General features: G+C 58.4%; 10 protein-coding genes and 2 pseudogenes. 7 read left to right on the top strand and 5 right to left on the bottom strand.

Annotated features, from left to right (window positions below; translation table 11 throughout):
• Positions 1–73: 73 nt before the first annotated feature.
• The 4 genes and pseudogenes from tnpC to AWB74_RS29150 form a co-directional block, all read right to left on the bottom strand.
• Positions 74–1,084 (bottom strand): annotated as a pseudogene (gene tnpC, locus AWB74_RS29135) (IS66 family transposase); the annotation flags it as partial.
• Between the two features lie 30 nt (positions 1,085–1,114).
• The gene (tnpB, locus tag AWB74_RS29140) at positions 1,115–1,459 is read right to left on the bottom strand and encodes an IS66 family insertion sequence element accessory protein TnpB (RefSeq protein WP_061150117.1); all 345 of its coding nucleotides are present in this window, start codon (positions 1,457–1,459) and stop codon (positions 1,115–1,117) included.
• On the bottom strand, positions 1,456–1,872 hold the full coding sequence (gene tnpA, locus AWB74_RS48235; protein WP_407642478.1) for an IS66-like element accessory protein TnpA: 417 nt from the start codon (positions 1,870–1,872) through the stop codon (positions 1,456–1,458). Before tnpA ends, tnpB begins: the two co-directional genes overlap by 4 nt.
• A gap of 177 nt (positions 1,873–2,049) precedes the next feature.
• On the bottom strand, positions 2,050–2,958 hold the full coding sequence (locus tag AWB74_RS29150) for a LysR family transcriptional regulator (protein WP_061150119.1): 909 nt from the start codon (positions 2,956–2,958) through the stop codon (positions 2,050–2,052).
• Between the two features lie 188 nt (positions 2,959–3,146).
• Between AWB74_RS29150 and AWB74_RS29155 the strand changes: the two genes are divergently transcribed.
• Both AWB74_RS29155 and AWB74_RS29160 read left to right on the top strand, forming a co-directional pair.
• Positions 3,147–4,346, top strand: a complete 1,200-nt coding sequence (locus AWB74_RS29155; RefSeq protein WP_061150120.1) for a M20 aminoacylase family protein — start codon at positions 3,147–3,149, stop codon at positions 4,344–4,346.
• Positions 4,347–4,495: 149 nt separating this feature from the next.
• Entirely contained in the window at positions 4,496–5,800 is a 1,305-nt protein-coding gene (locus AWB74_RS29160) for an MFS transporter (protein ID WP_061150175.1), read from the top strand.
• Positions 5,801–5,834: 34 nt separating this feature from the next.
• Here AWB74_RS29160 and gcvA read toward each other — a convergent pair.
• Positions 5,835–6,753 (bottom strand): annotated as a pseudogene (gene gcvA / locus AWB74_RS29165) (transcriptional regulator GcvA).
• Positions 6,754–6,874: 121 nt separating this feature from the next.
• Between gcvA and AWB74_RS29170 the strand changes: the two are divergent.
• From AWB74_RS29170 to AWB74_RS29195, 5 genes are all read left to right on the top strand, one after another.
• Complete coding sequence (locus AWB74_RS29170; RefSeq protein WP_061150121.1) at positions 6,875–7,399, top strand: carboxymuconolactone decarboxylase family protein; 525 nt, start codon at positions 6,875–6,877, stop codon at positions 7,397–7,399.
• A 160-nt stretch (positions 7,400–7,559) separates the two neighbouring features.
• Entirely contained in the window at positions 7,560–8,798 is a 1,239-nt protein-coding gene (locus AWB74_RS29175; protein WP_407642479.1) for a MalY/PatB family protein, read from the top strand.
• Positions 8,799–9,087: 289 nt separating this feature from the next.
• On the top strand, positions 9,088–10,521 hold the full coding sequence (locus AWB74_RS29180) for an amino acid permease (protein ID WP_061150122.1): 1,434 nt from the start codon (positions 9,088–9,090) through the stop codon (positions 10,519–10,521).
• Positions 10,522–10,906: 385 nt separating this feature from the next.
• Positions 10,907–12,244 carry a tetratricopeptide repeat protein gene (locus AWB74_RS29190; RefSeq protein ID WP_061150124.1) on the top strand — a complete coding sequence of 446 codons (1,338 nt, stop codon included), beginning with the start codon at positions 10,907–10,909 and terminating at the stop codon, positions 12,242–12,244.
• 97 nt (positions 12,245–12,341) lie between these two features.
• Complete coding sequence (locus AWB74_RS29195; protein ID WP_061150125.1) at positions 12,342–13,628, top strand: MFS transporter; 1,287 nt, start codon at positions 12,342–12,344, stop codon at positions 13,626–13,628.
• Positions 13,629–13,653 lie beyond the last annotated feature (25 nt).

Raw genomic sequence — 13,653 nt, forward strand, 5'->3', positions numbered from 1 at the left:
AACCCCGGAGATCGCACTACAAATTACCGAAAATCGTATCTTATCTCCAGATAAAAACATTCTCGGGATACTGATCCCAACACGCGGCTTCATGGACATCGCCGCTCGTGTACAGCTTATCGAAACCGGCATAGGCATCCGCTTGCAGGATTCCCTTGAAGTTGGCGAGGTGGGTTTGCGGATGAACGCCCTTACGGTCCGACGAGTACGAGAACCAGACTGCCGCAGGATCGGTCGAGCCCGAGCGGCGATCGTCGCGCACATAGACCCAGAATCGACCGGTTGTCGTCTGCTTGTTGCCCGGCGTGAGGACGGGAACCGTCGTGTCGTCGCCATGGAGCTTGCCGGCAGCCAGCACGTAGCGCTGGATCGCCTCGACCAGCACCATGCAGAGTTCAACGATCTGGCCGACCCAGCGGCCCATGCTGGCGCGATCAAGTGGCACGCCGTCGCGGGCCGCGATCTCCGACTGGCGATACAGGGGTTGGTGATCCGCGAACTTCGATACCGCGATATCGGCCAGCAGGCTTGGATGCGCGATGCTGCGCTCGATCGGCAGGCCCGGCATCGGCAGTTGTACGATATGGCTACAGCCGGGGCAAAGCAATTTGCGCCGGATCGTGCGGATCACCTTGAATGCGGCGGCTACACGCGCGAGCTGTTCGGAGACGTCCTCGCCCAGCGGCTGCATGGTCGTCGCGCACTTGGGGCAGAGCGGATCAGGCTCGAGTACCATCTCCTCGCGCGGCAGGTGCGGCGGGAGCGGCTCTCGCGTGGCCGGCGCATTCGGTGTCCTGTCGCGCTGGTTACGCGCCTCGGCAGCACCCCGGCCGGCCGTCAGATCCTCCAGCTGCGCCTCGAGCTTGTCGATTTGCTTCGCGAGTTGTTCGGACTTGCGCCCGAAGTGCATCCGCCTGAGCTTGTCGATCTGCGCCTTCAGGCGCTCGATCTCGTCATCTCGCGCGGCGAGTTCCTCCACCATCTTCGCAATCGATGCCTGGTGCTCAAGCAGCGATGCCTGTTGCGCGAGCACCATGGCACGGAGCTCAGCGACAGTATCGGGAAGCGGCGCTTGATCGGACATGCGTCGCAGTTTACGAGCCTTCCTCGCGGTTTACAACATCGAGAGTGCGGCGGTGCGTCGTGGCTGTCGCCAGTCGATGCCCTCGAGCAACATCGACAACTGTGCGCTCGTCAGATGGATCTTGCCGCCATCGGCCTGTGGCCAGATGAAACGCCCTCGCTCCAACCGTTTCGCGAGAAGCCAGAGTCCGTCCTCAGTAGCCCAAAGCACCTTCACGAGATCGCCGCGGCGCCCGCGGAAGATGAAGACGTTACCGTCCAGTGGATTCTCATTGAGCGCTGTCTGCACCTTCGCCGATAGCCCTTGGAAGCCGCAGCGCATGTCGGTGATGCCGGCAACGAGCCAGACACGCGTGCCCGTGGGCAGGCCGATCATCGGGCAAGCTCCCGAATGAGCAGCCGCAGCAACGCAGGCGAGACCTCACCGGAGATTCGAACGCGTGCGCGATCAAATTCGATCTCGCAGACGTTATCGGGCGGCGAGTTGGTATCGTCGGTCATGGGCGTTGCCTCCGAAGGCTCCGCGACAACGCTCACTGGAAGAAGTACCGTCGAGCTGGCATCAGGTTTCGAGGCCGCCGCCGCATGCTCTGGACATGGCGCGCCGAACAAGCCTTGCAGATACTGACGCCGCCACCGGAACAGCAAATTGGTGTTGACGTCGTTACGGCGTGCAACCAGCGAAACCGAAGCTCCTGCTTCGAAGGTCTGCTCGACCAGGTGCCGCTTGGTCTCCACCCGAAAGTTTGGTCGCTTGCCCTTCGCGATCCGATTCAATGTCTCGTCCACTTTAGCTCCCACCAAATTATTTAGCGGGAACTAAACTACCAACCGGTTCGCTCAGCCGTCGAGAATGGCCGTCGCGAGACGTCGCGAGCCGCTTACCAAAAGTTGAGCCACTTGTCCGGATAAATTGGCAAGTCGCGTAGGTGGCATGTAGCGCTATTGCAAGCCTCGTTGAATTCCCTACAAGGGGTGCTTCAAGCCGGCCCGGGCAGACGACACGACATCGATAAAGCGTTGGAGCACGGAGGAGCATCGGTCGCTGCGCCACACCAGTTCCCAGTCTTGACGGATGGTCAGGTCCGACAGGGTCATGAAGGCAATCGTCGCGGGGGCACGGCTGCGTGCCCCTTCCGGCAGTATCGTGCAACCCATGCCTGCAGCTACCAGCGTTAGCATGGAGGCCGCATCCACACCATGCACGGCAGTGCGCGGAATAAATCCAGCATTGAAAAAGCAGTGAATCAACCTGTCGTGCCATGCAGGCGCGGCCGAGCGCGGCAACCAGACGAAATCGAGATCCTGAAGATCTCTGAGGACTTTCGGCTTTCGGCCTTTCGGCCAGGTCCATTCCGCCGGATACGCCAGTAGCATTCGCTCGGAAAAGACAGGGATTCCGTCGAACGATGCATCGTCGAGTGGCCGGAACAGCAAAAAACCGGCGTCTAACCGGCCATCCGCGATTTGCTCGAGCTGAGCCTCGGAAAGCAGGTGGTGCAGCGTGATCCCCACGCCTGGAACTTCACGCCGATACTTCTTTAAAACTTCCGCGATGGTCGGCGCGAGGTTCTGCATTACTGGCAGCGCGATAGACAGATGCCCAGACTCTCCGCGGCCAGCACGTTGCGCTCGCTCTTTCGCTGCAGCGGCATCGTCGAGCAATTTGCTTGCGTCTGCCAGCAACTGGCTACCGGCATCGGTCAATTTCACGCCGCGAGTCGTTCGCTCGAATAGGCGTGTGCCCATTTCATCTTCGAGCGCCTGGATTTGGCGCGTCAGGGCCGGCTGCGCGATGTGCACCGCCTGAGCCGCGATGCTAATGCTTCCATGCTTGGCCACAGCACAGAAGTAGCGCAGTTGGCGCAGATCCATGGCTATACCTTTCCGGCATCGATTGGATATCGAAACGCTATTTTACGGTATGGGAGACAGTTCCTACAATCCGTGTGAACTCGATACGCAAGGGCACAGGCGGGCTGCATCATCCGGCATCTACGCTTTGATCGAGTTGTCGACGCGCTAGGCGCTATCCCTTTTATTGAATCCTCGCGGATGTCCGTATGTTCCTCGACCAAGAAGCCACACTGAACGTCAATCGCCTGATCGCGTTTCGTCGCGATCTGCACATGCACCCTGAACTCAGGTATGAGGAAAACCGGACGTCCGAAAAGATCGTCGCCTACCTTGCCGCGCTGGATGTTCCAGTTGTTCGTGGCCTGGGCGTGACGGGTATGGTGGCCAGCATCCACGGTAAGGGACGCAGCGGTGCTAATCCGGGTCCCGCCGTGGGCATCCGCGCCGATATGGATGCGTTGCCGCTGCAGGAGCGCAATCGCTTCGAGCATGCAAGCAAACATGATGGTCGCATGCATGCATGCGGACATGACGGACATACCACCATGTTGCTCGGGGCGGCTGAGTTGCTGACAGCCAATCGCGACTTCGATGGGACTGTGCATTTGATTTTTCAGCCCGCCGAGGAGGGGGGCGCTGGCGCACGCGCCATGATGGACGACGGATTATTCGACCGGTTTCCGTGTCAGGCGGTCTTCGCGCTGCACAACTGGCCTGCACTCGCGCAGGGCCAAATGGGCGTGCGTGTCGGCCCGATCATGGCGGCCGCAAGAATGTTCGAGATCATCGTGCGGGGCAAGGGCGGACATGCAGCACTACCGCACACGACGATCGACCCGATCCCCGTGGCGTGCTTCATTGTTTCCCAGTTGCAAACGCTCGTGTCGCGCGGCACGGACCCGCTGGACTCTGTCGTACTGACCGTGGGCAAAATCGACGCCGGCACATCGCCCAACATCGTTCCGGACGAGGCACGCATTCTTGGCACATGCCGCACGCTGACAAACGAATCTCAGCAGTTCCTGATTGACGGACTGCATCGGATTTCGAGCCATGTTGCCGAAGCGCACTTCGCAACCGCCGAAGTCGTCATAAAGTCGGGCGGCTACCCCAGCACGGTGAATCAGCAGAAAGAAGCGGTGTTCATGGGGGACGTCATGCGCGAAATGGTCGGCGACGACAACGCACATACCGACGTCCTGCCTGCGCTGACGGCCGAAGATTTCGGCTTCATGTTGGAAGAGGTACCGGGTGCCTACGGCTGGATTGGCAATGGCGCCGACAACAAGCCCGGAGTGGGCTTACACAACCCCGGCTACGATTTCAACGACCACAATCTGGATTTGGGCGCGCGATTTTGGGATCGCTTGGCGCGCCACTGGTTTGAATCTCAAGCGCAGCGCTAATGCGCGTCTCTCGCTCAGCGGTACGGCTTTACAACCAGCTGCTGCGCGTACGGAGTAACCTTTTATTGGTTTTCCACACCCAATTTTCGTAACCTAAACTACTAAACCGCCTAGGCGATCGACACGTATCGCCGGGAATGGAGACAGCGATGAGTCAGAACCTACAGATTACCGGAGCAGAAGAGCGCGCTCTGGACCAGACAAAACCGTCGAGACAACGTGTTTTGCTCCTGTTCATTCTTTTTATCGGGATTTCGATTGCGTATCTGGATCGCGTGAATGTCGCGGTTATCGCCGCGAACGCGCAGTTCCTCGCTGATATGGGAATTGCGGGGCAGCCGGTGAAAATCGGACTGTTGATGAGTTCGTTTTTGATCGCTTACGGGACCGCTAATGTCGTGTTGAGTCCGCTCGGCGCTTTTCTTGGCCCTCGCAAGGCGATGATATTAGCGTATATCGTCATCTGCCTCGCACTTGTCATAGGTGGCATCGCAGGCAGCTTTGCCATTCTGATTGCGACGCGCGTCATGCTTGGAATTGGCGAGGGTCTTTATTACCCGATGCAAAACACGTTCGTCAAGAATTGGTTCCCGCCAAAGGAACGCGGCAGGGCCAACACTGCGTGGATTATCGGACAATCGCTGGCGCCAGCCGTCGCCATGCCGATCTTCACGTATCTGGTTGTCACGTATTCCTGGCGTGCAACGTTTCATTGGTCTTTTGCGCTGAGTCTCATTCCGCTGATGTTGCTTCTGTTTTTTACTGCGGACACACCTCGCGGACATAAGCGCGTTAATCAACGCGAACTACAGCATATCGAAGCTGATCTCAATTCAGAGTCAATCGAGAATTATCTCACTGGAAGCTCGTTCCGCAAGTTAGCGGGATCGTACGTACTGAACTACCGCTTCTGGCTGCTCATGCTGATTCTTGCGACGAACTCGATCTTGTCCTGGGGCCTGCTGAGTTGGCTGCCCACGTATCTGAACCATGAGCGTGGATTCTCCTGGGAAACGATGGGCTGGATGTCGTCGTTGCCGTTCATCATTGGACTATTCTTTAAAATCATTTCCGGCGTATTGATCGATCGGACGGGAAGAAATGCGCCCATCATCGTCGTGTCGGCTCTGCTGTGTGCCATAGGCGTGTATTCCGGGGTCGCCGTCGAAAATAATTACGTTGCCGCCATTACTATCGCTTTCGGTATAGGCGCTTCATCGATGCAAATTCCCGCTATCTTTACCTTGTTGCAGGGTTTGGTGCCGAAGCGGGCAATTTCTTCGGCAGCCGGCACGCTGAATGGTATTGCCGTGGGGTTCGGGGCGCTGTCGCCAGTCCTGATTGGATTTTCAATCAGCATGACAGGAAATTTCAGCGCGGCGCTCTACGTCATTATCAGCGTTATATTGACGGGCGGACTGCTGGCGGCAATTCTTGCGGCACAAAGGCTATAAGCCATTCGCTGGCTCGTCTGTTACGCCGGCTTGGTCAAAAGCCTGATGTAGCTTCACGAATGAGCCACTCGCGAAAAGCAACGTGCTTGGGTACCGAGGCCGACTCGCTCCGATAAACAATGAAGTAGGCGAGTTCGGCAGCATGTGTCATGTTCGGAAGAAGTTTGATCAAACGTCCCGCAGTGAGGTCGTCCCTGGCCATGACACTTCGGGCCAACGCAACGCCATGACCGTCGATGGCGGCTTGCAATACGGCGGCCGAATTGTTGATCTGCATCCCACGCGCTGCATCGACTTTCTTCGCTCCCGCTCGTTCGAGCCAGTCGGCCCACGACGTGAATCCAATATGCGCGTCAACAGACAGGTCATGAATGAGCGGCTTGCCGGCCAGGTCATCTGGCCGCTCAATCTTTCCATTCCTCTTGAGCCAGGCCGGCGAGCAGACGGGATAGATTTCCTCTTCCATCAGCTTCTCGGCGACGAGCCCTGGCCACGAGCCGCGACCGTATCGCACGCCGATGTCGATGCCCTGCGCGGTGAAGTCGACGAGCTTAAGATTGGTGTCCAGACGTACGTCCGTTTCGGGACAGATCTCGTGAAAGCGGTCGATTCGAGGAAGTAGCCACTTGGCGGCAAACGCGGGGCTTACCGCAACGGTAAGGACGCCGCCTCGTGACGCCTCCTGCAACCGGCTAAGCCCATTGGATAAGCGATCGAAACCGGCACGGATATCCGGAAGAGCGCGTTCGGCGCTTTCGGTGAGAACCAACCGGGAGCGACCACTCGTTCCGCGATGAAAACAACGGTGCGCCCAACCACTCTTCCAGCGAACGAACGAGTTGTCCAACTGCCGCGGGCGTTACGTTCAACTCGGACGCAGCCGAGGAGAAGCTCTGATGCCGGGCGCTTGCCTCGAAGGCCCGCAACGCGTTGAGGAAAATAGGTGCTTTCATGAAAGATTTTCTTTGTCGGCGTAAAAGAATATAGCAATTGTGCGACGCCGTTGCGAACTCAAGAATGGAGGCGATGACACGCGAGTCCCGTGTTCGAATTCCCTCCTCTCGAGAAAAATCTATGAGCAACACTGTGCGAGTAACCCCGTGGAAAGATGGCGATGCAGCGCCCGAAGAACTCCTCGCCGCAATGAAGGGCCGCCGACCGGGCGGCGAACTTATCGGCATCGACCGCGTGCTGCTCAAGAGCTTCCCTCTTGCGACCGGATGGAACGAGTTGCTGCGGCGAGTCCGCGCGGACTTTAGTCTCGAGCTCGAGTATCGCGAACTCATCATGCTTCGTGTTGCGGTGCTCAACGACGCAGAATTCGAATGGACCGTGCACTATCCGGCGTATCTGGCGGCGGGCGGCACGCAATCCAAAGCTGATGCCATCAAGACGCCGGAAGTCGACGGCGCCGCGTTCAGCGAAGCGGAGCGTGCCTTGCTGCGGCTAGCCGATCAATCGACTCGCTCCGTCAAGGTCGAGGCTGAAGTGCTCGAAGCGCTCAAGGGCTTCTTCGGCGAATCGCAGACGGTCGAAGCAGTCGCGACCGTCGCCGCGTACAACATGGTCTCGCGCTTTCTCGTCGCGTTGTCCGTCTGATTTTCGAGGAAACCCTTTGGGGCGGGGCTTCCACATCCATGAGCTACGCTCATTGCCCCGTGAGAAGATACCATTGTTGCTCTGAATTTCACGCTGCTACTCTAGCTGCAATTCGAGGTCACGCCGTTCGCGTGCCGTTCTATTGCAAATGGAAGCTAACGTGAAAGTTCACTGTGAAATGACGGGCAGCGGCGCCTCCGCTGGGAAGATCAAGTCAATATTCGATGATGCGCCCGACAGGAAGAAATCGAACTCGCTGAAATGGGCGTTCGGAGAACGACTGCTGAGCGCAGAGGAATGTGCGGCGGACCCGTTGCCAATGTGGGTTGCGGATATGGACTTCCGGACACCCCAACCCGTAGTCGACGCACTTCACGAAGCTGTCGAGTTCGGCGTTTTCGGATACTCGCGAGGCGCCACGGATAGCTATGTCGCAGCGGTGACCGGTTGGCAGGCAAAGCGATTCGGCTGGGACGTGTCCGCGGAATGGGTGGTCCAATCGAGCGGCATCATTACTGCGCTCAAGAACGCTATTCAGGCTTTCTCGTCGCCTGGCGACTCGGTCCTGATTCAACCTCCCGTCTACGCACACTTCCATGACGACGTGCTTCTGAATGGACGACAGCTGGCGCTGGCGCCTCTGGAGCGCGCGGGGATGTCCTATCGATTCAACGAGAAAACGTTTGAGGCGGCCATCAAGCCGAATACCAAGCTCTTCATTCTGAGCAATCCGCATAACCCGACTGGTAACGTGTGGACCGAGGACGAATTGCAGGCGATGGGTGACATCTGCTTGCGACATGGGGTGTTAGTAATTTCGGACGAGATTCACCAGGATCTCATCATCAATCCGTTTAAGAAGCACATACCATTTGCTTCGCTCAGCGACAAGTTCGCTGAGAACAGCATCACGTGCACCGCGCCGAGCAAGACCTTCAACTTGCCTGGATTGCAGAGTGCAAACCTGTTCGTTCCGAATCGCCGCCTGAGGGATGAACTGCGCCGGCAATTCGACAGGAACATGTACCAGTCTGTGAACACGCTCGGGATGGTGGCGGCGGAGGCAGCGTATGCACATGGCGAGCCGTGGCTGGAAGAACTTCTGCCTTACCTTCGCGACAATCATGCGCACTTCCGTAATGCAGTCCACAGCATGACCTCCAGGATTGAAGTCCTCCCGGCGGATTCTCTTTACTTGTCCTGGATGGACTGTCGCGGGCTTGGAATGGACCCGGATGCCCTGAACAGTTTCATGCTGACCAAGGCCCGACTGTGGCTGGACAAGGGGCAAAAGTTCGGGTTGGAAGGTCACGGATACATGCGGGCAAATCTCGGATGTCCACGTGCCACGATCGACGAGGCCATACGCCGTCTGACGAACGCCCTCGCCGAACTTTAAGCGGTACTCGGGCCGCTAATTGAAAAACCACGCAAACGCGACGGATATGCCGTCGCGTCAAGGGACGCTGTTTGTCTTTTCTATCGAGCGCAGCAAAGAGCCGAGAGAACAGACTCCCGTTTCCACAATAAGCGGAAGCGTCAGGGAGCCAAAGACATTTATGCACAGGAGGGGCAGAACGGTCTTAAGAGCGATGCGAGGTCACGCTGCGCGCTGTTGGCTACGCGCGTCGGAATTACCAATTTCTTAACTCAAGAAAAACAAAAACGAACTCATCAATGGAGGCGACATGAGCGGTGACATTCAGACGCAAACTTATGAGCAGGAGGACCTCAAAAGAGACCTCAAGAACCGGCACATCCAGATGATTGCTATTGGAGGCGCCATCGGGACAGGTCTTTTTTATGGTTCTTCATGGGCAATCCGCACAGCGGGGCCCGCCATTATTCTTGTTTTCCTGCTGGCGTCAATTGCCATCTACTTCATCATGCGTGCGCTTGGGGAGATGGCAGTCGAAGAGCCGGTATCGGGTTCATACATTTCGTATTCAAACCGGTATATTCATCGGTTCGTGGGTTTTCTGAACGGCTGGAACGCATTCATATTTTTGCTAGCAACAAGCGCGGCGGATTTGAATGCGTTAGGTAATTACGTGCATTTCTGGTTTCCACACATACCGATCTGGGTTACGGCGGGCGCTGCCGTGTCGCTGATGTTTTGCGTCAATATCATCGGCGTCAAGATATACGGCGAGGCAGAGTTCTGGTTCGCCCTCGTGAAGGTGGTTGCCATTGTAGCGATGATTGCGTTCGGCGCCGGGATGATCGTGTTCGGCATCGGTAACAACGGCGTGCCGATCGGTTATCACAACCTCGTAGACCACGGCGGCTTCTTTGCGAAGGGAGCAGGGGGAACGTTCCTGGCAATCGTCATGGTCGCTTTCTCCTTTGGTGGCGTGGAGAATCTCGGGTTGGCAGCAGGCGAGACCAAGGACGTCAAGACGGTAATGCCCAAGGCCATCAACGCGACGTTCTGGCGCTTGCTTATTTTCTACGTCGGCGCAATGGCAGTCCTTCTGATGGTGTTCCCGTGGACGTCGTTGACGACCAAGGGCAGCCCGTTCGTTCAGGTGTTCACGAAAATTGGCATCCCGGCAGCGGCGAGCATCATGAACCTGGTGGTGATCATGGCTGTGTTGTCCGCAGTCAATGCAAGCGTGTTCACCAACAGCCGCACGTTCTACAACCTCTCGCTCCAGAAGAACGCACCCGCATTCCTTGGTGTGACGAACTCACGCAAGGTGCCGCATCGGGCAATCTTGATGGTCTTCGGGACGATGTTTGCCGGCGTGCTGCTGAACTACTTCATGCCCGAGCAGGCGTTCGAACTCTTCTCGTCGGTGACGGTGTTCGCACTCGTCTGCGCATGGGGATCGATTGTGATCAGCCATCTGCGCTTCCGTAAGCTGAAGATTCGCAACGGAGAGGTGAGTCAGCTTTCGTACACGATGCCGTTTTATCCTTACAGCAACTACATCGCGCTGCTGTTCGTTGGGGCGGTCTTGGTGGGCATCGCGATCCTGCCGGATATGCGTATGTCGCTGGTTGTGTCCGCTGTCTGGGTTGCCGTGGTCTATGTCGCGTACCGGTTCTACGTTCGCAAGGGTGCATCTCAAACGAGTGAGAGCGGCGGACTTGGTGAGGCTAAGGACCAGTTAGTCTGAGGCGGCGCGACTCAATCGTCTCGTTGGATGGAAGGGCGGTTCACGAGGATCAGCATGGTGGATCGCCTTCCTCCTGTGCCGCTGCGATTGACACTTCGGGCTCTCTCGCGGGTCGGAGGGATCTGCGTGGTGCGCCTCGCAGAGCTTCGCGAGCGACTCGTCTTCCGGCCATGGAAGCGACGTCGGAAGCGGGTAGACCCGGCGAATCTCGCCGAGAATCAGATGAATCACGCGGCCGATGTACCCGTCCTCGTCGGGCTGGCCTCCAAGGCGCCGGACACGCAGTAAATTGATTTAATTATTATTTCTCTTACTGGGCTTTCACTGCTTCGGCTCCAACGCTGCCGGCATTGATCGCTCAGGAATTTTTGGAGTCTTCAGCGCCATGACCCGTTCCGACCGTTACGACCTTCCACTTTCGACAGACTCCGACCTCGCCGCCGAGCGCTATCGTGCGGGTGTCGACCTTCTTCTGTCGCTGTGGCCTGGCGCCGGCGAAGCGTTCGATGAAGCGGTTGCGGCCGACCCGAACTTCGCGCTCGCTCACGCCGCCCGGGCGCGGCTGCATGCTGTCAGCGCCCAGCTCACCGAAGCGCGCGCCAAGATTGCGAAGGCGGCGGAGTTGGTTGCGATCAATGGAACCGAGCGTGAGCGCAGCCACATCGAGACGCTTTCATACGCGATCCATGGTCAGGGTCAGAAGGCGCTCGCCAGCGCGCTCGCGCACGCCGACAATTGGCCGCGCGACATCGTCATTCTCTCGATGCCGCTCGGAGCCTTTGGCCTCCTGGCGTTTTCGGGAATGGCCGATCACGATCAGGCTCGCGTGGACCTGTGCGAGCGCCATGCTCACCATTTCGACGCGGACGATTGGTGGTTCCTCACGTACCGCGGATGGGCACACGGCGAGAACGGCGATGTGAAGCTCGGACGTGCGCTCACCGAGCGCTCGCTTGAATTACGCCGCCACAACGTGAATGCGGTGCATGCGGTCGCGCACGTCCTGCACGAGTCCGGCGCAAATGACGAGGCCCAGACGGTCATCGCCGGATGGCTGCCTGAATACCCGAAGAACGGCGTGCTGCATGGCCACATCGCATGGCATGGCGCGCTGATCGCGCTGGAGCGCGGCGATACTGAACGCGCGCTCGGCATCTATAACGAGCACGTCGCTCCGTCGTCGTCACTTGGTACGCCCGTCAACATCGTGAGCGACACGTCATCGTTCTTGTGGCGCATGCAGGCATATGGTCACGCGGTCCCTGCAGGCATGTGGGATGATGCGGCGCGTTACGCGTCCGGGTACTTCAAGGACGCGGGTTTCCCGTTCGCCGATTTTCACATGGCGCTTGTCGCTGCGGCGACTTCGGATAAGGACGCGGTAGAAAAGCGAGTTGACGCGCTGAACCAGCTCATTCAGGAAGGCAAGTTGCCTGCGGGGTCGGTCGTGCCGGAAATCTGCCGGGCCGCGCTCGCGTTTGCCGAAGAGCAATTCAGCCTCGCAGCGAACATTCTTCAACCGGTGGCGAACGATGTCGTGCGGATCGGCGGAAGCGGTGCGCAGCGCGAGATCGTCGAGGACACGCTTGTCGTTGCGCTGATGCGTAGCGGCGAGTCGAAGAAGGCTCACGACCTACTCAACAAGCGTTTGCATCGTCGTCCGTCTCCTCGGGATACGCGCTGGCTCAACGAGCTTTCGTTCGCTGACATTGCGTCACGGTAACAACCTCTTCTTAACCCTCGCTCGACACTCGCGCAATCTTGCGGATTGATTGCGCGATTTAGCGGCTTTTGAAAGTATCCGCGCACGTAAAAACGACATGAACTCCAGCGTAACAATCAAGACAACGGGATTCCGGCGACTGCTGGTTGATGGCATTGGACCCATTGCTGCGATCTCGATTGCACAGCTCTTCGGCACGGCGCTGTGGTTCAGCGCGAACAGCACCGCTGCGGATCTGATGCGAATCTGGCATGCGAGTGCGGCCGATATCGGCTGGCTGACGAATGCCGTCCAGCTTGGATTCATTCTGGGCACGCTCGTCATCTCATTGAGCGGTGCGGCTGACCGGTTCAACGCCAGCAAGATTTTCGTGTACAGCGCGCTTGCCGGCGCTGTTTTCAATCTTGGTTTTGCGTGGCTTTCGACGGGCCTTGTAAGTGGAGCAGCTTTTCGATTCGGCGTAGGGATTTGCCTCGCAGGCATCTATCCGATGGGAATGAAGCTGATCGTCAGTTGGGCGCCCAATCGGACGGGACCGGCGCTGGCGCAACTGGTCGCAATGCTTGTTCTGGGTACGGCTTTACCGCACGCGATGCGCGTGATGGGAGCGGCGTTTCCCTGGCAGTTGATCATCTCTGCATCCTCGGTCCTGGCGGTCGCCGGCGCGGTCGTGATCGGCTCGCTCGGAGACGGACCACATGCGTCGGTACGAGTTCGATCGAATAATACGAGCAACTTGAAGACCGAGTCACGCCCCACGGTTCTCGATGCCTTTCGCCTTCGGGAATTCCGGGCCGCGACTTTGGGGTATTTTGGTCACATGTGGGAGCTCTATACCTTCTGGACCATGGTTCCGCTTCTCATCTCGCACTCTTCACTCACGGCGCGTTTTCCCGGGCTCGGCGTTCCTGCCATGTCGTTTGCGGTAATCGGCACGGGGGCGATCGGATCGCTTATCGGCGGCGTTCTCTCGCGGCGCTTGGGTAGCGCTAAAGTTGCTACGGGCGCACTCGCCATATCGGGTCTTTGCTGTCTTATCTTCGCGATCGGCTGGCGTTATCTTTCACCCGAAGCGCTTGTCGTTCTTTTGGCCGTCTGGGGTGCATCGGTGGTCGCGGATTCGCCGCAATTCTCGGCGCTCGCGGCCCAGGCGTGTCCACCCGTTCTGGTAGGCAGTGCGCTTGCTATCCAGAATTCGATTGGCTTCGCCGTCACAGTGGTTTCGATCGCGGCGACAACCGCGCTGTTCGAGCGCATCGGTCTCGACGCATCGTGGCTCCTCGTGCCTGGACCGGCCCTTGGGTTACTCGCTTTTGCCTTGACGCGGAAGGTCGGCCGCTCGGCGCCGCGCACGGGAGGCGCTGACGCAGGCACGCTCCGATAGTAATGACCGGCCCTGACGGCCGAGG

It is taken from the genome of Caballeronia arvi, assembly GCF_001544695.2.
GTDB classification, from domain to species: Bacteria; Pseudomonadota; Gammaproteobacteria; order Burkholderiales; family Burkholderiaceae; genus Caballeronia; species Caballeronia arvi.

Excerpts from the sequence above, each read along its gene's own strand:
- AWB74_RS29170 (WP_061150121.1), top strand. The coding sequence starts at position 6,875 with ATGAGCAACACTGTGCGAGTAACCCCGTGGAAAGATGGCGATGCAGCG.
- AWB74_RS29195 (WP_061150125.1), top strand. The coding sequence starts at position 12,342 with ATGAACTCCAGCGTAACAATCAAGACAACGGGATTCCGGCGACTGCTG.
- tnpB (WP_061150117.1), bottom strand. The coding sequence starts at position 1,459 with ATGATCGGCCTGCCCACGGGCACGCGTGTCTGGCTCGTTGCCGGCATC.
- AWB74_RS29160 (WP_061150175.1), top strand. The coding sequence starts at position 4,496 with ATGAGTCAGAACCTACAGATTACCGGAGCAGAAGAGCGCGCTCTGGAC.
- AWB74_RS29150 (WP_061150119.1), bottom strand. The coding sequence starts at position 2,958 with ATGGATCTGCGCCAACTGCGCTACTTCTGTGCTGTGGCCAAGCATGGA.
- AWB74_RS29155 (WP_061150120.1), top strand. The coding sequence starts at position 3,147 with ATGTTCCTCGACCAAGAAGCCACACTGAACGTCAATCGCCTGATCGCG.
- AWB74_RS29180 (WP_061150122.1), top strand. The coding sequence starts at position 9,088 with ATGAGCGGTGACATTCAGACGCAAACTTATGAGCAGGAGGACCTCAAA.
- AWB74_RS29190 (WP_061150124.1), top strand. The coding sequence starts at position 10,907 with ATGACCCGTTCCGACCGTTACGACCTTCCACTTTCGACAGACTCCGAC.